Source organism: Pseudomonas sp., from assembly GCF_049653025.1.
Classification (GTDB): Bacteria; Pseudomonadota; Gammaproteobacteria; order Pseudomonadales; family Pseudomonadaceae; genus Aquipseudomonas.
Map to the genome: position 1 here is coordinate 32,985 of NZ_JBASFM010000004.1, position 23,315 is coordinate 56,299.

A 23,315-nucleotide genomic window follows, 5' to 3' on the forward strand; every position below is an offset into this window, starting at 1 on the left:
CGCATCAGGAGTCATGACTCGGTTATGATCGGCGCACGACGGGTTGTAGTGGTCTTGTAGTTATACTACATGGCCGCGACTCCCGCACAGGTAAACCGAGGCGGAGTTCCTACGTTGAGCATTCCCTGCGACATGCTGGTGTTTGGCGGCACCGGCGATCTGGCCCTGCATAAACTGCTGCCAGCGCTCTACCACCTGCATCGCGCCGGGCGCCTGCATGGCGACACGCGCATCCTCGCCCTGGCCCGTAGCGCCCACAGCCGCAATGCCTTTCAAGCCCTGGCCGAACGCCACTGTCGCGCCCAGGTGGCCCGCAGCGACTTCGACAACGACACCTGGGCCAGCTTCGCCGCGCGCCTCGACTATTTCGCCATGGACGCCAGCCAGAGCGCCGATTTCGGCCGCCTGGGCAAGCGCCTGGGGGCCGACCCCGAGCGCGTGCGCATCTATTACCTGGCCACCGCGCCGGACCTGTTCGAAGACATCGCCTCGCACCTGAAGACCGCCAGTCTGGCCGGGCCCAAGGCGCGCATCGTGCTGGAGAAACCGATTGGCCACTCGCTGGAATCGGCGCAGGCGATCAACGCCGCCATCGGGGCAGTGTTCGACGAGTCGCGGGTGTTCCGCATCGACCACTACCTAGGCAAGGAGACGGTGCAGAACCTGATGGCGCTGCGCTTTGCCAACGCGCTGTTCGAGCCGATCTGGCGCGCCGGGCATATCGACCACGTGCAGATCAGCGTGTGTGAAAGCCTCGGTGTGGAAAACCGTGGGGCCTACTACGAAAAAGCCGGGGCCATGCGCGACATGATCCAGAACCACCTGCTGCAGCTGCTCTGCCTGGTGGCGATGGAAGCACCGGTGCGCTTCGACGCCGAGGCGGTGCGCAACGAGAAGGTGAAGATTCTCGAGGCGCTCAAGCCCATCAACGGCCTCGACGTGCAGGACAAAACCGTGCGCGGGCAGTACGCCGCCGGCAAGATCGGCGGCCAGGAAGTGCCGGCCTACTACTTCGAAAAGAACGTGGATAACGACAGCGACACCGAGACCTTCGTCGCCGTGCAGGCCGAGATCGACAACTGGCGCTGGGCCGGCGTGCCCTTTTACTTGCGCACCGGCAAACGCCTGGCGCGCAAGACCTCGGAAATCCTCATCCAGTTCAAGCCGGTGCCGCACCAGCTGTTTGGCGGCGGCGAAGCCAACCGCCTGCTGATCCGTCTGCAGCCGGAAGAACGCATCAGCCTGCAACTAATGGGCAAGAGCCCCGGCAAGGGCATGCACCTACAACCGGTGGAGCTCGACCTCAACCTGGCCGACGCTTTCCACAAGCAGCGCCGCTGGGACGCCTACGAGCGCCTGCTGCTCGATGTGATCGAAGGTGACTCGACGCTGTTTATGCGCCGCGACGAAGTGGAAGCGGCCTGGAGCTGGGTCGACCCGATCATCAAGGGCTGGCACCAGCACTACCAGAGCCCGCGCCCCTACCCGGCCGGCAGCGATGGCCCCGAGCAGGCCAGCAGCCTGCTCGAACGCCACGAACGGCAGTGGATGGAATAGCTAAGCCAACTGCTGCTCAAACACCTGCAGCACGGCCTCCGGCAACTGCTGACGCAAGCCATCGCCGCTGATCAACAGCAACAGCGGCAGCAGCTTGCGCAGGGTCGCCGGCTGCAAGCCGGCGCACACATCGGCCTGCCGCGCCAGTGACAAACCGCCCAGCACCTGGGCCGCCACCGGTAGGTTGCGATCCACTACGGCCGCCTCGGTGAGCTTGCACAGGTAACCGGTGGAAAAGCTGCGCAGGCTTTCGCTGATCAGCGGCATGTCGACGATATGCCGGGCGATCTGCAGCACGTGATCGACATCGTTGATGCCGAAGATCAGCACCTTGATCTGCTTGGCCGACAGGCACTCGGCATAGCGCGCCGCCGTGGCAAACGCGCCATCGGCGCAGAGCTGGCGCGCCACCTCCAGGTGCAGGCTGTCCGGCAGGCTCAGGTAGGTGTCGAGAATCAGGCGCGGGTCGAGGTGCGTGGTCACCTGGGCCGCGAACTCGATGGGCATGGCCATGATCAGCTCACGCAACTGCCCCGGCGGCATATGCGGGGCCAGCAGCGCGGCCTTCTCGGCACCCAGTTGCTGGACCAGCCCCAGCTTGACGGTCAACGGGGCCATGGCCTGGGACGCCAACAGCAGGCGCAGACCGACACTCAGGCTCGCGGGTTTGGGCATATGCAACCTCCACTCAATCCATGCAGGTCATCAGGATTGCGCGCCCGGCAGGCAAAGGCAGCCATCTTTGATTGGGTTAGCCCCCATCCCTGCGGCCCTCGTATAACGCCGGCAGACGCGGCGAACAAACCGGTGGGAAGAGAAGAAACGCCAGCGAGCCCCAGGGGGCTGCCGCTGCATGATCGCTCTCCGCCGAATCAGTTGGTGTAGCGGTAGATGATCGAATCGAAGGTGCCCGAAGCATGCCCCTGCGTCAGGCATTGATTGAACCGCTGCAGAAACCAGCCCATTTTCAGCGTCTTGGCAATGCCCAGGTACTTGCTGTCCGTCTTGAAGGGCACCGGCAGGGTGGCGAAGGCAGCCCCCTGCAAGTCCGGGCTGCCTTGGGCGAGCTTCAGGATATCCACGCTGGAACCGATCAGGATGGCATCGATGCGCTCGCGCTGGAGCATGGCCAGGCCGCTGTGAAGTCTGTTGAAACCGACCACGGTCAGGGTGTCGTCGACTACAGCTGCGTCAAAGGCGGTGCCATAGCTGGTGCCGGTCGTCAGGCCGATCAACTTGCCTTTCAAATCGGGAATGCTCTGGAAGGCAAACTCCCGCCCCTTCTTCACCACCAGGACGATGCGCTCGGTAAAGATCGGTTCAGAGAAGTCGAACACGCTCAGGCGCTCGTCGCTCATCGACAAGCCGATGACCCCACCGCCGCCGCGCTCCGCCATGGCATAGGCGCGCGCCCAGGGCATCAGATTGATCTGATAGGGCACCTGCATTTCGTCCAGGCAGTGCTTGCTGATATCGACCACGATGCCCTTGGCCTCGCCACCCTGTAAGAAATACTTGGGAAAGCCGTCGTGAGTGCCATACACCATAAACGCATCGGCCTGCGCGGCTTGAGCTACCGACAATGCCAACAACAGCAGGCACAGCAGTCGTACGGCAGGCATGGCAGTAACCTCAAAGAGAGGCCTAGGGGGTCTGTTTCACTCTAGGTCGCGCCAAGCCTTCCGGCCACTCGCCGGCAGCCCTGACGCTACCTTGCCGACGAGCTGCGCCAGAAGTACAGCAGCACGATGGGCAGCGCCAGCAGCCCCAGCACGCCCGCGCCGATAAACAGGCTGGCAAAGCCCAGTTGCTCGGCCAGCCAGCCGCTGGTCGCACCCACCAGCCCGGCCAGCAACAGCTGCACACTGGCCTGCAGGGTGAAGTCGGCCCCCTCATGCTCGGGCCGACACTGGCGCATCATCAGGGCGAACAGGGCGACCGTGGACATGCCATCGGCGGTCTGCTCGAACAGCGCCACCAGGTACACCAACGCCGTCTGCCCACCCGCGCCAACCAGCCAGGCCATCGCCGCAATTCCCAGCGCCTGCAAGCCGCCGAACAACAGCAGCGCGCGCAACGCACCGATACGCGCATACAGCAGGCCGCCGAGCAGCGCCCCGCCGATCCCGGCCAGGCTGCTGATCAGGGTCAGCTGGCCCAGCTCGGCATTGCTCCAGCCCTGATCCACCAGCATCGGTTTGATCATCGGCGAGCCCAGTGCATCGCCCAGCTTGAAGCTCAGCAGCACCAACAGCCACAGCAGCATGCCCGGCTGCAGCAGCAAGCCGCGGTAATGCCGCAGCAACAGGCCAGGCCCCGCTGGCTCGGCCAGCTCGGCGTGGTGCGGCACGCGCGCCTGCTCGGCAAAGCGCCAGATCGGCAGCGTCATCAGCAGCAACAATCCTGCGACCAGGCCCAGACTCAGGTTCCAGCCCAGGTAGTCGATCGTCAGCAACAGGCCGCTGCCGCTGACCAGCATGCCAACCTTGTAGCCGCCCACTTGCAGGCTGTTACCTAGACCGCGCCAGCGCTCGGGCAGCAGGCGCACGCTAAGGCCATCGGTGGCGATGTCCTGGGTCGCGGCAGCCAGGTTGACCAGCAGCAACAGCGCCAGCAACAGCCCGAACTGGCTGCCGAACAGCCGCGCCGGATCGAGCAGCGCCAGCAGCGCAATCACACTGCAGACGCCCAGTTGCAGCGGCAGAATCCAGCCGCGGTGATGGCCCAGGCGCGCCGAACCCAGCCGGTCGACCCACGGAGCCCAGAGCACCTTGAGCAACCAGGGCAGCGCCAGCAGTTTGAGCAGGCCGATCAGCGCCAGATCGACGCCATGCTGACGCAGCAGCACCGGCAGCGAATGCGCCAGCAAGCCCGAGGGCAAGCCCTGGGCGCAGTACAGCGAGGCCAGTAGAACGATGCTACTGCGCGGCGGAAAAGCAGGAAGTGATCGACTCATGACGATGACTGGGTATCCGGAGGGTCACGGCGGAATACTTGGCGGCTGCGACAGGATCAACCTTTACCCTTGGCAAGCCGTTTGATTAGAATGCTGGCCGATTGCCATGCTTAGTCCAAAAATAGCTGGTAAATGGATTTCTTATACTCATCAAGGAATAAAGGAATGATGATCAAACGCTGCCTGGCGCTCTCTATCGCTGCCGTACTGGCTGGCTGCCAAGCCACTGGCGAACAGTATCAAGCCGATGTCTTCGACGCGAGCCAGGTCAATACCCAGCAAGAAGCCAAAACCATCAAGATCCTGACGGTCTCCCCGACCAAGATCAAAGTCAACAACGAGAAGAACAAGAAAGCCGCGATGATGGTCGGTGGCGTTCTCGGCGCAATCGGCGGCGCGGCACTTGGCAACCAGAACAACACCGACACAGCCATCGTTGGCGGTGTTGCCGGTGGCGCGGCCGGTGCGATGGCCGGCTCGCTGGTTAGCGACACCTCCCTGGTGCCTGGCGTACTGATCGGTTACTCCGAGAACGGCAAGATTTTCACCTCCGCTCAGGTTGGCCGGCCTTGTGAATTCAAGATCGGCGAGATCTCCCTGATGGTCATGATGCTGTCCAACGAGACCCGCATCCAGCCGAATGCTGCCTGTCCTGAACCAACCAACGGCTGAGGAACGCGCAGATGAAACAGATCGTTCTAGGTTCCGTCCTGACGCTGTTGGCCCTGCCAGCCTTGGCCAATCAGTTCGACCAGCTGTACCAAATCGAGCAGGAAACCAAGCAGGCGCAGGCCAATGCCGAAGCGGAACGCATTCGCCAGGCCGCCGCCGAGCAGGCACGCGCGGAGGCGCGTGACGAAGCGAATCGCCGCCAACGCGCAGCGTCCCAACAAGCCGCCGCGCAGAAGGCCGCCGCCCAGCGCCAGGTTCAGGACGCGGAAAATAAGCGCGTGCGCACCCGCGAAGAAGGCTTTGAAGATGAGCTGCGCGCGCTGGAGCTGGAAGAGCGCAAGCTGGAGTTGCAAGCCAAGCGCGCCCGCGCTGCGCGGGCGAATGACTATATCGATGCCGAACTGCGCGAAAGCGCGGCCAAAACCGATGTTATCCAGTCTGATGCGGACGCTTCGCGCAATGTGACCTCGGGCACCAAAGCCTTGCTGGAAGACGCTGGCGAAGCCGAGGTCAACCGCTCCAACCGTCTATTCGGCGAGTAATCCCTGGCCTTCCCCTGGCGCGCCGGGGGAAGGCATTCGAGAGAATTGATCATGCTGCGTTTAGTGACGCTGGTAACCACTGCCCTGCTGCTGGTTGCCTGCCAAGAAGATAAAGCCCCCGAGTTCCCGACTGTTGACCTGCACGGCCGCCTGGTGGTCGATCAGGACATGACCAGCAGCCGGCAAGCACAGGGCATCCAGGGTGAGTACTTCAAGCGCGTGCTGACGGTGAATGGTCAGGACATGGCGTTTGCTGACTTCATCACGCAGTACTGCGCAGACAGCAACACCCGCAATGAAACCTGCCAGAAAGCCTTCCGCATCAAAAAGATCGACGATGTCAGCGGAGCCACGCGCTTCCTTCCCAACGGTCTCTGACCGCGTGTTATGCGCCTGCCTGCAGGCGCAATCCTCACCTTAGCGACTGACTGCAGCATTGCTCACTAGAACTTGTCGGCCTGTTCGCGCAGCAGCTGGGCGAACTGTTCGGCCTCGACCGGTTTGCTGATCAGGTAGCCCTGGATCTCGTCGCAGCGCTGGCTCTTGAGGAAGTCCATCTGCGCCTGGGTTTCCACGCCTTCGGCCACCACCTTGAGGTCCAGGCTGTGAGCCATGGCGATGATCGCGCGGGTGATTGCCGCATCCTCGCCCCCCACCGACAGGTCGCGGATAAAGGTCTGGTCGATCTTCACGTAATCCACCGGGAAGCGCTTGAGGTAACTGAGCGAGGAATAGCCGGTGCCGAAATCGTCGATCGCCAGCTTGACCCCCAGGTTGCGCAGCTGCTGGAAAGTCGCGATCACGCTTTCGACGTTATCCAGCAACTGGCTTTCGGTCAGCTCCAGCTCGAGGAACTGCGGGGCCAACCCGGTTTCATCCAGCACCTGGCGCACCAGGCTGAGCAGATTGCCCTGGCGCAACTGGTGCACCGAGAGGTTTACCGAGACGCGAATCTGCGCCAGGCCCTGCTGCTGCCAAGCGCGGGCCTGCTGGCAGGCCTGGCGCAGGACGAATTCGCCGATCGCACCGATCAGCCCGGTTTCTTCGGCCAGGCCGATAAAGTCGCTCGGCGGCACCAGGCCCAGGGTCGGATGGCGCCAGCGCACCAGCGCTTCGGCGGCGTTGAGGCTGTCGGCAGCCAGGCACAGCTTGGGCTGGTAGAAAACTTCCAGCTGGTTTTCGTCGATCGCCTTGCGCAGCTGGTTTTCCAGTTGCAGGCGCTCCAGGGTGCAGGCCTGCAAGTTGTCGGTGAAGAACTGGAAGGTATTACCGCCCAGGTGTTTGGCGTGCTGCATGGCCATATTGGCCTGGCTGACCAACGCGGAGATTTCCCGGGCGTTGTCCGGCAGCAGGCTGATGCCCAGCGAGGCGCTGACCACCAGTTCGTGACCACCCACGGTCATCGGCACGCGCAGCTTGCTGAGCAGGCGGCTGGCCAAACGCGCCAGGCTGGACAGGCTGCCGTAGGAGTCGAGGAGGATGGCGAATTCATCACCGGACAAGCGCGCCAGGGTGTCGGCCTCGGGCACCGCCTGGCTCAGGCGGCGGCTGATCTGCCGGAGCAACTGGTCGGCGACTTCATGGCCGAGGCTGTCGTTAAGCAACTTGAAGCGATCCAGGTCGATATGCAGCAGGGCAATACTGCGCCCCGTCTGGCGCGAGCGCTGGCTGGCCTCGTGCAAGCGCTCGCGGAACAGGCTGCGGTTGGCCAGGCCGGTCAGCTCGTCGTAATGCGAGAGGTAGCGCAGCCGCTCCTCGGCTTCGCGGCGCGACGACAGATCGGCGAAGAAGCCGACAATATGGCTGACATTACCCTGGTTATCGCGCACCACATTGAGCTGCAGCCACTGCGGGTACAGTTCGCCATTCTTGCGCGTTTCAATCAGCTCGCCGCGCCAGCTGCCATTGCGCTCCAGCTCCAGGCGAATCAACTGGTACTGACGGCGGCTATCACCGCTGCTGATCAGGCTCATCACGCTGTGGCCGACCACCTCTTCCTGGCGATAGCCGGTGACCTGGCTGAACGCCTGATTGACCGACAGCAGGCGGTAGTCCGGGTCGAGGATGACGATGCCTTCGCTGGCGGCCTCGAATACCGTGGCGGACAGTTGCTGCTGTTGTTCCTGAACCTTGCGCAGGCTGATATCGCGGCGCGTGCCGAGCATGCGCAGCACCCGGCCGTCGTCGTCACGCTCGACCGCGCGGCCACGGTCCTCGATCCACACCCAGTGCCCGGCCGCATGCTTGATCCGGTATTCGACCTGATAGTCGTCGCTGCGCCCCTTCATATGCTCGACCAGGGCGCGGCGCAACACCGGCAGATCGTCCGGGTGCAGGCGCGGCTTGAGGTCGCGCAGCATGACCTTCACCTCATCCGGTTCCAGGCCGAAGATCTCCTTGAGCCGCGAGTGATGCACCTCATCGCTCTGCAGGTTCCAGTCCCACAGCCCCAGTTCGCTGGCCTCGATGGCCAGAGTCAGGCGCGCGCGGCTCTTGCTCAGGGCGTAGGTGGTTTCATCCAGCTCCAGGGTGCGTTCGGCGACGCGCATTTCCAGCTCGCCATGGGCGCTGCGCAGCTCGCGCTCGGCGCGTCGGCGCTGTTCCACCTCATGCGCCAGCTCGCCATTGAGGCCTTCGGCCTGCTGCTTGGCGTGCTCCAGGTTGCTGATCAGCGCCTGATTGTGAAAGCGCTGCAACAGGCTGCGCTGCACCAGGCGGTTGACCTGCCAGGCCACCACCAGCAGGGCAAACAGCAGGATGCTGCCGAGCAGGCCCCAGCCGCGCTGCAGCGGGTTATCACTGAGCAACAGATAGCCCACCGACGGCACCAGGCAGGGCAAGGCAAAGGTTAAAAAGGAGGAGAAGCTGATGGCGTAGGCCACGCTGGCGGACAGAATCGCCGCGGCAATCAGGCCGTAGACCAGCGCTTGCAGGTAGAACACATCCGCCGGCACCAGGGCGATGACGGCGAACGCCAGGGTCAGCCCGGAGGCCGCGGCACCGAGCAGAAACAGCCGTCGCCAGTGTCGCTCGGCCTGGCGGCTGGGCAGTGCATTGCTGAAGGCGCGCACCTGTACCAGGCGCAAGATGGCCAGCACCACCAGCCAGCCCGACCAGCTGACCAGCAGCACAGGCGGCAGTGCGCCCCACAGCAGGAATGCGCAGGCCACGCCGCTAAGCAGCATAAGCAGAGTCGGCACCTGCGAGCCCTGGTAGAGCATGCGGGTGCGTTCGGCAGCGATGTCCGTGGCGAACAACTGGGCGACTTCACGCCTGGAAGCCGGCCTCAGCGTCTGCGCCGCGGTAAAAGCAGTAGGTGCAGTCATAGGCGATTTTCTTGTAATGGTTGCCTAAACGTCGGCGCAGCATACGCGAGCTAGACGCATCGCCCAAGCCAGATGTGCGCTAATTCACAGACCGAATACCCAACTTTCGATGAGTGCCGCCGCAGCTGATCTACACCCGCAAAAATGACTTACCAGTCGTCCGTTAAAACCCCTGCGGCGGCCCAGGGTCTGCTGCCGTTTGCCCTGCCTGACCCAGCCCCCTAGAATGCCGCGATGCAAAATGACCCCGAACTCCTGATTGCCTCTCTTAATGATGCCCAACGCCAGGCTGTAGCCGCGCGCGTGGGCCGCCAACTGGTGCTGGCCGGTGCTGGCTCCGGTAAAACCCGCGTGCTGGTGCACCGCATCGCCTGGTTGATCCAAATCGAGCAGGCCTCGCCGCACAGCATCCTGTCGGTGACCTTTACCAACAAGGCCGCCGCCGAAATGCGCCAGCGCATCGAGCAGATGCTTGGCGTCAACCCGGCCGGCATGTGGGTCGGCACCTTCCACGGCCTGGCCCATCGCCTGCTGCGCGCGCACTGGCAGGAAGCCGGCCTGGCCGAGAACTTCCAGATTCTCGATTCCGACGACCAGCAGCGCCTGGTCAAGCGGGTGATCCGCGACCTCGGCCTGGACGAACAGCGCTGGCCGGCCAAGCAGGCGCAGTGGTTTATCAACGGGCAGAAAGACGAAGGCCTGCGCCCGCAGCACAGCCAGCCGGGCGGCGACCTGTTCCTCGCCACCATGCTGAAAATCTATGAAGCCTACGAAGCGGCCTGCGCCCGCACCGGGGTGATCGACTTCTCCGAGCTGCTGCTGCGCGCCCTCGACCTGTGGCGCAACAACCCCGGCGGCATCCTGGAGCATTACCAGCGGCGCTTCCGCCATATCCTGGTCGACGAATTCCAGGACACCAACGCCGTGCAGTACGCCTGGCTGCGCATGCTCGCCAAGGGCGGCGACAGCATGATGGTGGTGGGCGACGACGACCAGTCGATCTACGGCTGGCGCGGGGCGAAGATCGAGAATATCCAGCAGTTTTCCGACGACTTTGCCGACGCCGAAGTGATCCGCCTGGAGCAGAACTACCGCTCCACCGCCGGCATCCTCAAGGCCGCCAACGCGCTGATCGCCAATAACCAGGGCCGCCTGGGCAAGGAACTGTGGACCGAAGACGGCGACGGCGAGCCGATCAACCTGTATTCGGCGTTCAACGAGCACGACGAAGCGCGTTACGTGGTCGAGACGATCGAGGACGCCCTGCGCAAGGACGGCCTCAAGCGCAGCGAAATCGCCATTCTGTACCGCTCCAACGCCCAGTCGCGGGTGCTTGAAGAAGCCCTGCTGCGCGAAAAAGTGCCGTACCGCATCTACGGTGGTCAGCGCTTCTTCGAACGCGCGGAAATCAAGAACGCCATGGCCTACCTGCGCCTGCTCGACGGCCGTGGCAACGATGCGGCGCTGGAACGGGTGATCAACGTCCCGGCGCGCGGCATCGGCGAGAAAAGCGTCGAGGCGATCCGCGAATACGCCCGCGAGCATGATGTGTCGATGTGGGGGGCGATCAATCTGATGGTCGCCGCCAAGGCCCTGCCCGCTCGCGCTTCCGCTGCGCTGGCCGGGTTTATCGAGCTGATCAACAACCTGTCCGCCAAGGCGCTGGACATGTCGCTGCACCTGATGACCCAGACGGTGATCGAGCAGAGCGGCCTGATCGCCTACCACCAGGCCGAGAAAGGCGAAAAAGCCCAGGCGCGCATCGAAAACTTGGAAGAACTGGTCAGCGCCGCGCGCACCTTCGAGAACAACGAAGACGACGAACTCAGCCCGCTGCAGGCCTTCCTCAGCCACGCCTCGCTGGAAGCCGGCGACACCCAGGCGGCGGAAAACGAAGACAGCGTGCAGCTGATGACCCTGCACAGCGCCAAGGGCCTGGAGTTCCCCCTGGTGTTCCTGGTGGGCATGGAAGAAGGTCTGTTCCCGCACAAGATGAGCCTGGAAGAACCCGGCCGCCTGGAAGAAGAACGCCGCCTGGCCTACGTCGGCATCACCCGCGCCATGAGCAAGCTGGTGATCACCTACGCCGAAACGCGCCGCCTGTACGGCAGCGAGACCTACAACAAGGTGTCGCGCTTCGTTCGCGAGATTCCGCCGCCGCTGATCCAGGAAGTGCGCCTGTCCAATAGCGTCAGCCGGCCGTTTGGTGCGGTCAGCCGCAATCTGGGCGGCAACAGCATGAACGGTGACAGTATGTTCGCCGGCAGCGCCGTGCCGGACACCGGCTTCAACCTCGGCCAGCGCGTGCAGCATTCGCTGTTCGGTGAAGGCACCATCCTCAACTTCGAAGGCTCCGGTGCGCAGGCCCGGGTGCAGGTGAATTTCGAGAGCGAAGGCAGTAAATGGCTGATGCTCAGCTACGCCAAGCTGGAAGCGCTGTGACCGACCGTCTACGCAAATAATAAGGAGCCCCCATGATTCGCCGCCCTCTGCTGCTTGCCAGCGCCCTGCTCGCCGCCATCGGCTTGAGCGGTTGCAAGGAAGAACCTGCCGCACCGCAAGCAGCAGCAACGCCTGCCGCAGAAAGCTTCCACTGGAAGATGGTCACCGCCTGGCCGAAGAACTACCCCGGCCTGGGCACCGCCGCCGAACGCCTGGCCGAGCGGGTCAAGACCATGAGCAACGGCCGCCTGACTATCAAGGTGTATGCCGGCGGCGAACTGGTGCCGCCGCTGGAAGTGTTCGACGCGGTCTCGCGCGGCACCGCCGACCTCGGCCACGGCGCGGCCTATTACTGGAAGGGCAAGGTGCCGGCGGCGCAGTTCTTCACCGCCGTGCCGTTCGGCCTGTCCAGCAGCGAAATGAATGCCTGGCTGAGCAAGGGCGGCGGTCAGGCGCTGTGGGACGAGGCCTATGCGCCTTACGGGGTCAAGCCCGTGGCCGTGGGCAATACCGGCATGCAGATGGGCGGCTGGTACAACAAGGAGATCAACTCCCTGGATGACCTCAAGGGCCTGAAAATCCGCATGCCGGGCCTGGGCGGCGAAGTGCTGAGCAAGCTCGGCGCAACCACCGTCAACCTGCCGGGCGGCGAAGTGTTCACCTCGCTGCAGAGTAATGCCATCGACGCCACCGACTGGGTCAGCCCCTACAACGACCTGGCCTTCGGCCTGCACAAGGCGGCCAAGTTCTACTACTACCCCGGCTGGCAGGAACCGCAGGCCGTGCTCGAACTGCTGATCAACCAGAAAGCCTATGACAGCCTGCCGGCCGACCTGCAGGCGATCCTCACGGAAGCCGCACGCGCCGCCAACCAGGACATGCTCGACGATTACGTCTACCACAACGCCATGGCCCTGGATGAACTGAAGAAACAAGGCACCCTGCTCAAGCGCTTCCCCGACGACGTGCTGGACGCCATGCGCCGCGAAAGCGCCGTGGTGCTCGGCGAACTGGCCGCGCAGAACGAGCTGAACGGGCGCATCTGGGCCTCGATGCAAGCCTTCCAGGCCCAGGTCAGCCAGATGCAGCAGATCTCCGAGAAAGAGCTGTACAACCTGCGCTGAACACTCACATCCCAAGATGGGCTAGGCCACTCTGCGGCTAGCCCCGCCCTGATAAAAATAATAAGGATTGTCCCCGATGAAACGCACCTTGCTCCTGGCTGCTCTTCTGACCCCCCTGCCCGCCTTGGCCCAAGGCTTTGAGGGTGCCTACGCCGGCCTCTATACGGGTTACGCGTGGGCCAAGGATGAAGGCACCAGCTATGCCCAAGGGCTTGACGTGAAAACCGGCTGGACCCAGGAAACCAACCCCAGGTCTGTGCAGTACGGTGCGCTCGCCGGCTACAACTGGACGCTGGCAGATGGCTGGCTGCTCGGGGTTGAAGCCGATTACGACGGCCGGGGTGGTGAGAACGACAGCAGCGACCAGGAGCTCAATGGCACCAGCAGCCCCCTTTTCAGTGGTACCAGCGGTATCAGCTCCAGCGGTTCCCTGCGAGCTCGTGCCGGGTATATGCCGAGCACCGATCTGCTGCTATTCGTGACGGGCGGCTATGCCTACGCCAAGGTCAAGCGCGAGTGGCAAACCACCTTCCCAACCGCCGCATCAGAATCCAGCAGCAACGGCCAGGGCGGCTGGACCGCCGGGGTCGGTGCCGAGTACCTGTTGAACGATAGTTTTTCGGCACGGTTAGAGTATCGCTATGCCGATTTCGGTACCCAGAAAGACCTCCCTGTCGACATGTGGAATGAACAATTCAATCACCGCCTGACTGAGCAGAGTGTGCGCCTGGGCGCGGCTTATCACTTCTGAGTCACCCGCCCTCGCTTGCACAGGCTCAATACTTGCACTGAGCCCGCCCGTCGTCTTCCAGCACCCGCCCTCTGCTCAGCCTCCATACTGCTGAGCGGAGGTCAACCATGCCGCGTTCCAACCCATCCGCCGCACAGATTCTCGATAGCGCCCTGCGACTGGCCGACGTCTGCGGCTGGGAGCGCCTGCACCTGTTCGACGTGGCCGCCGACCTCGGCGTCGGCCTGGACGCCATCGCCGTGCATTACCGCGACAAGGACCAGCTGGTCGAGGCCTGGTTCGACCGTGCCGACCAGGCCCTGCTGGCGCGCGGCACGGCCGCCGACCTGCTGCGCCTGGAGCCGGCCAAACGCCTGGAAGAACTGCTGATCGCCTGGCTCGACAGCCTCGCGGCGCACCGCGCGGTGACCGGACAGATGCTGCTGTACAAGCTCGAACCGGGGCATATTCACCTGCAGGTTGGCGGCCTGCTGCGTATCAGCCGCACCGTGCAGTGGTGGCGCGAAGCCGCGCAGCGGGAAACCCTGCACCTGTGCCGCATCACCGAGGAAAGCCTGCTCAGCGGCGTCTACCTACGCAGCTTTATCCACTGGCTGCGCCACCCCGAGGAAGACCCCGCCGACTTTCGCGCCCTGCTGCGCCGGCAGTTGCGCTGCGGGCCGCTGCGGGTGCTGCTGCGCCGTTGAGCCCGCGCCAAAGCAAAAGCCGGAAACATTCTATGGCTAGCCAGCACTGGCCATGCCGGGCAAGATGCCGCGCGTAGATCCAACAACCAAGAGACAGCCAATCATGCAGCGTTTCCTTAGCATCGCCCTGGCCATGTGCCTCAGCCTGGGGCTTACCATGAGTTTCGACGCCGAAGCCAAACGTATGGGCGGCGGTAAATCCTTCGGTTCCGCGCCAAGCCACCAGGCGCGCCAGACACCGACCCAGCAATCCGCTGCACCGGCTACCGCCGGTCGTCAACCTGCTGCTGCCAGCGGCGCATCGAAGTGGTTAGGCCCATTGGCCGGTTTGGCCGCCGGCGGCCTGCTCGCCTCGATGTTTATGGGTGACGGCTTCCAAGGCCTGCAGATCATGGACATGCTGATCTTCGGCGTGATCGCCTTCCTGCTGTTCCGCTTCCTCGCTGCCCGTCGTCGCCAGGCTCAGCCGGTTGCCGCCGGTGGCGTGCCGTATCAGCGCGAAATGCCGACCCAGGCTGCCCCCAGCTCGATCTTCGGTGGTGGCAGCGCCGCTGCTGCGATCAAGCCGGTGATCAACGCCCCAGCCTGGTTCAACGAGCAGAGCTTTGTCAGCGCCGGTCGTGAGCACTTCCTCAGCCTGCAGCAGCACTGGGACGCCAACGAGATGGACAAGATCGCCGAATTCGTCACCCCGCAACTGCTGGAGTTCCTCAGCCGCGAGCGTGCCGACCTGGGTGATGGCTTCCAGTCCACCTACGTCGACAACCTCGATGTAGCGCTGGATGGCGTCGATGACCTCAGCGACAAGACCGTCGCCACCCTGACCTTTACCGGCGTGGCCAAGACCTCGCGGTTCGACCAGGGCGAAGTGTTCAGCGAGAGCTGGCGCATGGAACGTGCCGTCGGCGACAACCAGCCGTGGCTGGTGGCCGGTATCCGCCAGAACGGCTGATCCCCTCGCGGCATCAACAAACCCGGGCTTGCCCGGGTTTTGTTTGCCTGCGTTTCAGCCCGGCACGGCGACATCCGCGCGCATCACGCAATTGCGCCCGCCATCCTTGGCGCGGTACAGCTGGGCATCGGCGGCGTGCAGCAGCTGTTCGGTGCTTTGTTCACCGCCGTGGAAATCCACCACGCCGCTGCTGATGGTGATGCCGATCAGCCGGCCATCGACGTCCAGGGGCTTGGCCGCCAGGGCCTCGCGGATCCGCTCAAGTGCCTGGGCCGCAGCCTCGGCACTCGACTCGGGAAACAGAATGGCGAACTCCTCGCCACCAATCCGCGCCACCCGGTCGATATCGCGCACATGCCGGAGCAGCAAGTCGGCCAGCTGCACCAGCACGCCATCACCGATGCCATGGCCGTGCTCATCGTTGACCCGTTTGAAGTGATCCAGGTCGAGCATGGCCAGGGCGAACGGGCGCTGGGTGCGGTTGACCCGCTGGTGCTCGTTGAACAACAGCGGGACGAAGGCGCGGCGATTCAGCAGGCCAGTCAGCGGATCATGCAGGGCCTCGCTCTGCCAATGCCGCCGTGACGCGTCCGTCGCCTGCAACTGCCGGTAATAGAGCGCCAGGCTAAGGGTGACAAAGGTGTTGGTGAAGACGAAGCCCATCAGCATAAAGTGCGCTTCCAGCGCCTGCGCGGCGCGAAACGGACCAATGTTCTGCGCCGCGGCGGCAATGATCGCCAGCATGCTGAGCAGCAACACCAGGTACACCCCATGCAGGCGCACCTTGACCACCAGCAGCAGCAAGGCCGGCAGGATGAAATAAATAAAGCCGCTGTAACCATTGAACGACAGCGTCAGCAGCCCCAGGTTGCCGGCCGCTACCAGCAGTACCCAGGCCCAGTCATCAGGGCTCGGCCAGGACAACTCGCGCCAGGCCTGGTACAGCGGATACACCAGCAGGATGCCGAGGCCGTCGGCGAGCACCAGCGGGCGCAGCAACTGCAACGCCGCCGACCCGCTCAGGTAGCCGCCCCAGACCAGGTTGGCGACCAGCAGGCCGCCACCCAGCAAGCTCGGCAGCAGGCACACATAGATGCTGAAAGCGCCCAGGTCTCGGGCCGAGAACAGGCCACTGGGCAGCTTGCGCCGCAGCAACCAGGCTCCCAGCACGGCGCTCAGGCTGTCGATTGCGGCCGCCACCAGGGCGTGTAGCAGCGCAGGCTCGCCAGGCCCGGCAGCCAGGCCCGGATAATTGGCCGCCAGGCTGGCCAGCAGAATCAGTGGCGCGGCCAGCCAATGCAGCCTGACCGCCATCACCAGACCAATTCCCGAGGGCAGCCAGAGCAGCGTCATATTGCTCGGCTGCAGGGCAAATACTTGCATGCCCAAGCGTGCGCTCAGGTAGAACAACAGGCTCGCGACCAACGCCCAGACCAGCGTCTTGGTCGTTATGGGTCGGCGCACCGACCACCCTGTGGCCAACTCAACACCTCCAGGCTGCCTGTGCGCCGAACTCCAGTCGCCGCCAAGCAACGCGGTACCTCTGAGAACCTCTGCCCAGGCTCTGGACAGCGCCAACCGCCGCGCGTGTCTGTTTTGCTCAGCATAGCCGGGCTTTGCCCCGACCCGACGATAGATGCGGGCACAGTCCGCGCCACCCGATACACTCAGACAGACGGCCGTACGTAGCAACAGCCGCTGGCCGCACATGCCCCCTGACTGAACGCAACCACCACGAGGACTGAGCAATGATCGGATACACCACGGTTGGCACCCTTGATATGGACAAGGCCACGTCTTTCTACACCCCCTTGCTGGCTGAAATGGGTGCCAAGGTGGTCATGGACATGGGCCGCATCACCTTCTACGGCATCGCCAAGGGCCAGCCGATGTTTGCCGTCTGCCTGCCCTATGACAAGCAGCCGGCCAGCCCCGGCAATGGCCAGATGATCGCCCTGCCCGGCGGCTCACGCGAAGGGGTGGACAACCTCTACGCCAAGGCCATCGCGCTCGGTGCACACTGCGAAGGCGCACCCGGCGAGCGCATACCGGGCTTCTACGGTGCCTATTTCCGCGACCCGGACGGCAACAAGCTGGCCTTCTTCCACATGGGTTAAGTCACCCGGTTCAGGGGGCCTTGGGCGGCTCTGCCGGCACTTCGCTGGCCTTGTCACTCCAGGCCTGAATCGCGGCGGCGCGGGCGCGACTGTTCAGTTGCGCACGCTCGATCACCTCGTCGTAATCCGCCAGCCAGCTGCGCGAACCGGGCAGCATATTGGCCAGGTCACGCATGCCGGCCTTGAGCCCCTGCATGACCACCTGATAATCGCGCTCCTGGGACTGCAACACCTTGCTGACCTGGGCAATGCTGTCGGGGTTTTCGGTGCGCTCGAACAACCCGGTCAGGCGCGTGGCCTGGTGGCTGGCCAGCAGCTCATCCTGATGCTGCAGGGTGGTCTGCTGCGTCGCCACTTGCTGCTCCAGGCGCTTGACCTGTTTCTCCAGCGCCACCACCCGACTGTCATCCGCCGAGCTCAGCAGGCTGTAGACATTGAGGCCGGCCGAAACCAGCATCAGGCTACCCAGCACCCCGGCCAGCCCGAAAATAAACAGGCGATTGCGCCGCCCGGCCTTGGTCAGCAATTGCAGCCGCTGCTCCTCGCTGAGGGAACCGCCTTCGACCTCTTCTGTTTGGCTTTTCATGACTCAACCGTTTTATGGCGTCAAACAATGACGCGCTACTCAACCTGCACAATAGCACTCTGCCAGCTTTTTACCCGCAACCGCTCTGGCATCTACTGCGCGCAGGCGATGCACGGTGCAACAACAGCCTCGGCAGGCACCCTCACACCACGTAAACTGCGCGCTCAGGCGCTTATCCAGTGGGCCGTTACGCCTTGATGCGCAACAGCGGCCACAGGTCTTTGACCCGCTAAGGTATAAGACGCTCCCGTATTACCCGTATTAAAGAGGCTGGCAGCGTGGAAGAAGTCATCGAACAACTGCGTGAACTCAACGAACCGGTGCCGGTGCCGCTGGAGTTGCCGGAAGAAGAAACCCTGGTGGAAATCCAGGAACAGATCCTTATCCACCTGCCCTTCGCCCTGCGCGAATACCTGCTGCAGGTCAGCGATGTGGTCTACGGCCGCCTGGAGCCGGTCACCGCCAGCGACCCGCAATCGCACACCTACCTGCCGGAAGTGGCCGCCACCGCCTGGTCCCTCGGCGTGCCGCGTGAGTTTGTGCCGCTGTGTGAAGACCACGGCAACTACTACGTGGTCGAAGAAGACGGCACCGTGCTGCTGTGGGAAGCGGAAACCGGCGAAGTCAACGAAGACGAGACCTGGGAGTCGGTCTGGCACTGGGTGCGCGACGTCTGGCTGGAAAGCTGAGGACCGTTACGATCTGCTGCGCGTCGGCCCTGCTGCGTTAAAAACAGGCTCGGAATGCTCATGTACAAAAGTACACTCCGCTTCCTCGCCTGTTTTTGCCTTGCCGGACTCTAGCTCGCGAGATCGTTAACCCTGATGAGCGACAACGTAAAGCCACAGTAGCCCCTCAGGGCAGATAAATCCGAAACACCCCACCACCCAGCGGCGCGCCGTTGGCCAGTTCGATATGGCCGCGCACGCCATTGCGTTCGTGCAGTTCGGCGATGCGCCCGGCAAAGTACAGGCCCAGGCCAGTGCTGCCGGTGCTGTGCTTGAGGCCGAGGACGTAGTTGGATTGCTGGTCGAGCATTTCCGCCGGATAGCCCTGACCGTCGTCACAAATTGCCAGCACCAGCTTGCCGTTCTCTTCCCAAGCCTGGATCAGCAGGGCGCTGTGGGCATAGCGAATGGAGTTGGTGACGATATTGGCGACCACCGAGCCGAGCAGTTCCTCATCGAAAAACCCCATCAGATCGAAGCTATCCACCTCGCAACGGGCGCTGATCTGGCGGCTTTGCAGCACTTCAAAATGCCGCGCCAGCTGAGCCTGGAGAAAATCCTCGACCTCGTGATAACCGGGGCGCATGGGCAGCTGGTTGACGCCGAGCTTATACAGGCCGAGCAGTTGCACCAGCATGCCGTTGAGGCGAGCGAACTCGTATTCGATCACGCCCTGCTCGCTGGCCTGTTGCTGCTCCGGCGGCAGCTGCGCCTGCCACTGCGCATGGGCGCGGGTGAGCATGGCCAGGGAGTTCTTCATGTCATGCACGGTGGAAGCAATCACCGTGGAGAAATCCAGCCCGCCGGGGTTATCGCTCATTGGCCGGACGCCCGACGCTGCAACTGCAGGTAACGCGCATACCGGGCATCGCTCTCAGGCATCTGACTGACCACCTCCAGGCAGCGCTGCGCCTCGTCGAGCTGCGCCGGCGCAATGCTCTCGCCGCCCAGCTGCAACAGCGACTGCGCGGCATTCAGGGCGATGCTGATGTTCTTCGGCTGCAAGGCCAGGGCCTGACGGAACAGTTGCAGCGCCTCGTCGAGCTGTTTCTGCTGATAGCAACGCACGCCCTGGCGATTGAGTTCGATGGCCTCCTTGCCGCCGGAGAGGATCTCGACGTTGTCGGTCTGCCGGGCCACGCCCTGCATCACCTGCGGGTCATCGCCGTAGACCTCGACGCAGTTCTTCAGCAGCACATCGCTGGCCGCATCCTGACCCAACTCGCGCAGCTGGCTGGCGACGTTGAGTGCGATGTCGGCAGCAAAAAACTGCGGCAGCTTTTCCAGCGCTGCGGCGGCTTCGGCGGCCAGTTGCGCGGCGCGCTTGGGATCGCCGGATTTCATCAGGCTGCTGGCCAGAGCCAGGCGTGAACGCAGCTGCACGTTGGGGTCATTGGCGTAGCTCTTGTCCAGCTCGCCGAGGGCCTGGTTGACCTCGATCTGCAGGCGCTTGTCCAGCGTGCCATCGCCGGCCTGGGCGGTGATCGCCTGGGCCAGGCCGAGGTAGTTTTCCGGACTCTTGAACTTGGACGTGCGGCCCTGCTCCATAGCTTGCCGATAGGCCTTGCCGGCGCTGTCAAAGTCCTGGTTATCCAGGGCCAGCTTGCCCAGCTGCATCTGCCGGCGAATCGCCAGCGGGGCGAGCTTGACCGCATCCTCCAACGCCTGCTGGGCGCGCTGACTCTCGCCCTGGGCCAGTAGCACGGCGGCCAGGCCGTCATACAGCGCCGGCATCATCGGGAACAGTTTCAGCCCCTGCTCGTACAGGCTCTGCGCGCGGCTCAGCTCACCGCGTTTGTGCAGCAGGCTGGCCAGCGCCACCTGCGCCCAGGGCAACGGCCGCTCAGCCAGCACGCCGTTGAGCAGCTGCTCCAGTTCATCGTTGCGGCCCAGCTCGCGCAGGGCCCCGGCCTTGTAGCGCTGGCACAGCGGCAGGTAGCGCTTGTCTTGTTGGCTCAGCTCGTTGCAAGCCGTCAGCACGGCGGCCGAGTCTTGTTTGTCGAGGCCCTGAAGAATGCCTTTAAGTGCAGTCTTGCGCTCGACCAGCTTGTCCAGGCGCTGATCAAGGCTGGCGCGGTTGAACGGCTTGGTCAGGTAGGCATCCGGCTCGTGTTCGAGGGCACTGAGCACCATGGCCTGGCTGCTTTCGGCGGTGACCATAACGAAGATGCACTGATGACTGATCAGCTTGCCGGCGATCAGCTCCTCCAGCACCTGCTGACCGTTCTTGCCGCCGCCCAGGTTGTAGTCATGCAGGATGATGTCGTAGCGCTTGTTGCGGCACAGCGTCAGGGTTTCCTCGCCACGGTCGGCGGTGTCCACATCGCGCGCACCGAGGTCACGCAGCATGGCCTTGACCGAGCTGCGAAAGTCGGAGAAGTCATCGACAATCAGAAAGCGCTTACTGCCGTAATCCAACATCGAAGGAGTCCTTGTCGCGCAGGGTCAGAGTCGTTTCAGTGTAGTTGTCGGCCCACTCGCTGCCAGCGCATCAGAATCCGTTCAACGCTGACCAGGCTCCAGGTCGAGCAGATTAAGGAGGAAACGCGCGAAGTAGGTCAGGTCCTGCTCCATGGCCTGGCGCGCGGCCTTGGCGTCACCGGCTTCGATGGCGGCAAAGGCGTCCTCGTGGAAGTCGTTGAGGCGCAGCGACAGATCGGCACCGGTGAATAGTCGATTGAAGAACGGTCCGATCTGCAGCCACAGTGATTCGATGCTGCGCAGCAACACCGGGTTGCCGCAGGCGCTGTAGAGGCGCAGGTGGAACTGGCTGTTGGCATCCAGATAGGCCTGTACCTGCCGCTGCTCAATCGCCTGATCCATGCGCGCCACGCAACCGCGCAACTCGGCCAGGTCGTCGGGGGTCAGGCGCGGCGTGGCCAATTCCACGGCCAGGCCTTCGAGGCCCAGGCGCACCTGAAAGATATTCTGGTAACGCTCGCGGGTCATCGGCGGCACGCGCACCGAGCGCTGCGGCTCGCCTTCCAGCGCGCCTTCGGCCACCAGGCGCTGCAAGGCGGCGCGCACCGGCATCGGGCTGGTGCCCCATTCGGCGGCGAGGTCACGGATTTTCAAGCGCTCGCCGGGCTGGAAACGCCCCGCCAGCAGGCTTTCACGAATACGTAGGTAGAGCTGGTCCTGCAGGTTATCGGCCATGGTTCAGCAGCGTCCTTGTACCGGCGGCGCAGGCAGTTGGGCGAGGGTCAGCGAACAGTTGTGCATGGCAAGGTCCTGGGTTTAGGTGATAAAAGGCGGATCACGGCTCGATGCACATCATCCAGACGCGCCATAATCTGTGATCACAAGATTGGTTAAATTTACCTTATTCACGCGTTCAAGACATCTATTGACTTATCTGTGATCACAAATGACCATGTGCAGATATTCGAACGAGGTGTTCAACATGACTGCCAGTGGCATCAGCCCAACCGCCGTAGCAACCTTCGCCAGCCGCGAGCGCGAGCGTTTTATCGAGCGCAATCCGAAATCCGTGGCCCTGGCCGAGCGGGCGCGCAACTCCCTGTACGGCGGCGTGCCGATGCACTGGATGGCCGACTGGTCGACCCCGGTGCCGCTGTTCGTCGAACGCGCCAAGGGCGCGCGCTTCTATGACGTCGACGGCCACGAGTACATCGACTTCTGCCTGGGCGACACCGGCACCATGTTCGGCCACTCGCCAGACCCGATCGCCAAGGCCATCAGTGATCAGGGCAACAACGGCCTGACCACCATGTTGCCGGGCGAGGACGCGGTGGTCTGCGGCGAGCTGCTCGCGGCGCGCTTCGGCCTGCCGTTCTGGCAGGTCACCGCCACCGCCACGGATTCGAACCGCTACGTGCTGCGCTGGGCCCGCGCGATTACCCAGCGCAAGACCCTGCTGGTGTTCGACGGCTGCTACCACGGCACGGTGGACGACGTGATGGTGCGCTGTATCGACGGCGAAACCGTGCCGCGCTCCGGCCTGGTCGGCCAGGCCTACGACCTGACCCAGTACAGTCGATCGATCCCGTTCAATGACGTGGCGGCGCTGGAAGCCGCCCTGGCCCAGGGCGACGTCTGCGCCCTGCTCTGCGAGCCGGCCATGACCAATATCGGCATGGTCCTGCCCGAGCCTGGCTTTATGCAGAAATGCCGCGAGCTGACCCAGCAATACGGCGCGCTGCTGATCATCGACGAGACCCACACCATCTCCACCGATATCGGCGGCTGCACCCAGCTGTGGAACCTCGAGCCGGACTTCTTCGTGGTCGGCAAGCCGATCGCCGGCGGCGTGCCGTGCGGCATCTTCGGTTGCAGCGCGGCGATGGCCGAGGCCATGACCGCCGCGCGCCAACGCGCCAGCGAAGGCAGCCACGGTCACGGCCATAGCGGCATGGGCACCACGCTGTCGGCCAACGCCCTGGCCATGCACTGCATGCGCGCCAACCTGGAACAGGTGATGACCCCGGCCGCCTACGCGCACATGCTGCCGCTGGCCAAGCGCCTGGCCGACGGCTTCCGTTCGCTGATCGGCAAGCACGAGCTGAAGTGGTCGGTGACCGAGCTGGGCGCGCGCAGCGAGTTCCAGTTCTGCCCGGTCTCACCGAAGACCGGTGCCGAGGCCGAGGCGGCGTTCCACGACGAGCTGCAGATGGCCCTGCACCTGTACCTGATCAACCGCGGCATCCTGATCACCCCGTTCCACAACATGACCCTGTGCTGCCCGAGCACCACGGCGGACGATGTGGACAAGCTGATCGGCATGCTCGACCAGGCCCTGACCGAGCTGCTGGCTATCCCCGCTGCCCGCGAATAACTCATCGATCAGCCTGTGGGAGGGGCTTCAGCCGCGACAATCGCCGCTAAAGCGCCTCCCACGAAATGACGACTCACTGTG

At 63.7% G+C, this 23,315-nt stretch carries 21 protein-coding genes; 12 read left to right on the forward strand and 9 right to left on the reverse strand.

All coding sequences use genetic code 11. From position 1 onward, the window contains the following. The first annotated feature begins 69 nt into the window (after positions 1–69). The gene (zwf, locus tag WBK23_RS01520) at positions 70–1,557 is read left to right on the forward strand and encodes a glucose-6-phosphate dehydrogenase (protein ID WP_424482228.1); all 1,488 of its coding nucleotides are present in this window, start codon (positions 70–72) and stop codon (positions 1,555–1,557) included. Here zwf and WBK23_RS01525 read toward each other — a convergent pair whose 3' ends face one another. The 3 genes from WBK23_RS01525 to WBK23_RS01535 all read right to left on the reverse strand — a co-directional run bounded on the left by WBK23_RS01525 (position 1,558) and on the right by WBK23_RS01535 (position 4,513). Beyond that, positions 1,558–2,232, reverse strand: a complete 675-nt coding sequence (locus WBK23_RS01525) for a hypothetical protein (RefSeq protein ID WP_424482229.1) — start codon at positions 2,230–2,232, stop codon at positions 1,558–1,560. A gap of 197 nt (positions 2,233–2,429) precedes the next feature. Beyond that, positions 2,430–3,179, reverse strand: coding sequence for a substrate-binding periplasmic protein (locus tag WBK23_RS01530; RefSeq protein WP_424482230.1), 750 nt, complete (start codon positions 3,177–3,179; stop codon positions 2,430–2,432). Between the two features lie 86 nt (positions 3,180–3,265). Next, entirely contained in the window at positions 3,266–4,513 is a 1,248-nt protein-coding gene (locus WBK23_RS01535) for an MFS transporter (RefSeq protein ID WP_424482231.1), read from the reverse strand. A gap of 165 nt (positions 4,514–4,678) precedes the next feature. On the opposite strand from WBK23_RS01535, the gene WBK23_RS01540 reads away from it, so the two are divergent. Genes WBK23_RS01540 through WBK23_RS01550 form a run of 3 tightly spaced genes read left to right on the forward strand, consistent with a single transcriptional unit; the run spans position 4,679 to position 6,105 of the window. Then, a complete protein-coding gene (locus WBK23_RS01540) occupies positions 4,679–5,185 on the forward strand; it encodes a hypothetical protein (RefSeq protein ID WP_424482232.1) in 507 nt (168 codons plus the stop codon). An 11-nt stretch (positions 5,186–5,196) separates the two neighbouring features. Beyond that, entirely contained in the window at positions 5,197–5,727 is a 531-nt protein-coding gene (locus WBK23_RS01545) for a DUF5384 family protein (RefSeq protein ID WP_424482233.1), read from the forward strand. Positions 5,728–5,778: 51 nt separating this feature from the next. After that, a complete protein-coding gene (locus WBK23_RS01550; RefSeq protein ID WP_424482234.1) occupies positions 5,779–6,105 on the forward strand; it encodes a hypothetical protein in 327 nt (108 codons plus the stop codon). A gap of 65 nt (positions 6,106–6,170) precedes the next feature. On the opposite strand, the gene WBK23_RS01555 is transcribed toward WBK23_RS01550, so the two are convergent. Then, positions 6,171–9,053: an EAL domain-containing protein gene (locus WBK23_RS01555; RefSeq protein WP_424482235.1), complete on the reverse strand. Its 2,883-nt coding sequence runs from the start codon at positions 9,051–9,053 to the stop codon at positions 6,171–6,173. Between the two features lie 234 nt (positions 9,054–9,287). Here WBK23_RS01555 and uvrD point away from each other — a divergent pair, with 234 nt between their 5' ends. The 5 genes from uvrD to WBK23_RS01580 all read left to right on the forward strand — a co-directional run bounded on the left by uvrD (position 9,288) and on the right by WBK23_RS01580 (position 15,008). Further along, on the forward strand, positions 9,288–11,495 hold the full coding sequence (gene uvrD, locus WBK23_RS01560; protein WP_424482236.1) for a DNA helicase II: 2,208 nt from the start codon (positions 9,288–9,290) through the stop codon (positions 11,493–11,495). A gap of 32 nt (positions 11,496–11,527) precedes the next feature. Then, positions 11,528–12,619 carry a TRAP transporter substrate-binding protein gene (locus tag WBK23_RS01565; protein WP_424482237.1) on the forward strand — a complete coding sequence of 364 codons (1,092 nt, stop codon included), beginning with the start codon at positions 11,528–11,530 and terminating at the stop codon, positions 12,617–12,619. 76 nt (positions 12,620–12,695) lie between these two features. Continuing rightward, the gene (locus WBK23_RS01570; protein WP_424482238.1) at positions 12,696–13,370 is read left to right on the forward strand and encodes an outer membrane protein; all 675 of its coding nucleotides are present in this window, start codon (positions 12,696–12,698) and stop codon (positions 13,368–13,370) included. A gap of 107 nt (positions 13,371–13,477) precedes the next feature. Further along, positions 13,478–14,056 carry a TetR/AcrR family transcriptional regulator gene (locus WBK23_RS01575; RefSeq protein WP_424482239.1) on the forward strand — a complete coding sequence of 193 codons (579 nt, stop codon included), beginning with the start codon at positions 13,478–13,480 and terminating at the stop codon, positions 14,054–14,056. 103 nt (positions 14,057–14,159) lie between these two features. Beyond that, positions 14,160–15,008, forward strand: a complete 849-nt coding sequence (locus tag WBK23_RS01580) for a Tim44 domain-containing protein (RefSeq protein WP_424482240.1) — start codon at positions 14,160–14,162, stop codon at positions 15,006–15,008. Between the two features lie 54 nt (positions 15,009–15,062). Here the strand turns inward: WBK23_RS01580 and WBK23_RS01585 are convergent, their stop codons facing one another. After that, entirely contained in the window at positions 15,063–16,472 is a 1,410-nt protein-coding gene (locus WBK23_RS01585) for a diguanylate cyclase (RefSeq protein WP_424482241.1), read from the reverse strand. 284 nt (positions 16,473–16,756) lie between these two features. Between WBK23_RS01585 and WBK23_RS01590 the strand changes: the two genes are divergently transcribed. After that, positions 16,757–17,125 (forward strand): VOC family protein, encoded by a 369-nt coding sequence (locus tag WBK23_RS01590; protein ID WP_424482242.1) that lies wholly within the window; start codon positions 16,757–16,759, stop codon positions 17,123–17,125. A gap of 10 nt (positions 17,126–17,135) precedes the next feature. Here the strand turns inward: WBK23_RS01590 and WBK23_RS01595 are convergent, their stop codons facing one another. After that, positions 17,136–17,711: a hypothetical protein gene (locus WBK23_RS01595; protein ID WP_424482243.1), complete on the reverse strand. Its 576-nt coding sequence runs from the start codon at positions 17,709–17,711 to the stop codon at positions 17,136–17,138. 278 nt (positions 17,712–17,989) lie between these two features. Between WBK23_RS01595 and WBK23_RS01600 the strand changes: the two genes are divergently transcribed. Then, positions 17,990–18,400 (forward strand): SMI1/KNR4 family protein, encoded by a 411-nt coding sequence (locus WBK23_RS01600; protein WP_296218922.1) that lies wholly within the window; start codon positions 17,990–17,992, stop codon positions 18,398–18,400. Between the two features lie 166 nt (positions 18,401–18,566). On the opposite strand, the gene WBK23_RS01605 is transcribed toward WBK23_RS01600, so the two are convergent. From WBK23_RS01605 to WBK23_RS01615, 3 genes are all read right to left on the reverse strand, one after another. Continuing rightward, positions 18,567–19,259 (reverse strand): sensor histidine kinase, encoded by a 693-nt coding sequence (locus tag WBK23_RS01605; RefSeq protein ID WP_424482244.1) that lies wholly within the window; start codon positions 19,257–19,259, stop codon positions 18,567–18,569. Beyond that, the gene (locus tag WBK23_RS01610; protein ID WP_424482245.1) at positions 19,256–20,860 is read right to left on the reverse strand and encodes a response regulator; all 1,605 of its coding nucleotides are present in this window, start codon (positions 20,858–20,860) and stop codon (positions 19,256–19,258) included. The genes WBK23_RS01605 and WBK23_RS01610 overlap by 4 nt, the downstream gene beginning before the upstream one ends. A gap of 81 nt (positions 20,861–20,941) precedes the next feature. Continuing rightward, entirely contained in the window at positions 20,942–21,595 is a 654-nt protein-coding gene (locus WBK23_RS01615; RefSeq protein ID WP_424482246.1) for a GntR family transcriptional regulator, read from the reverse strand. Positions 21,596–21,842: 247 nt separating this feature from the next. On the opposite strand from WBK23_RS01615, the gene WBK23_RS01620 reads away from it, so the two are divergent. Beyond that, complete coding sequence (locus tag WBK23_RS01620) at positions 21,843–23,234, forward strand: aspartate aminotransferase family protein (protein WP_424482247.1); 1,392 nt, start codon at positions 21,843–21,845, stop codon at positions 23,232–23,234. The last annotated feature ends 81 nt before the right edge of the window (positions 23,235–23,315 follow it).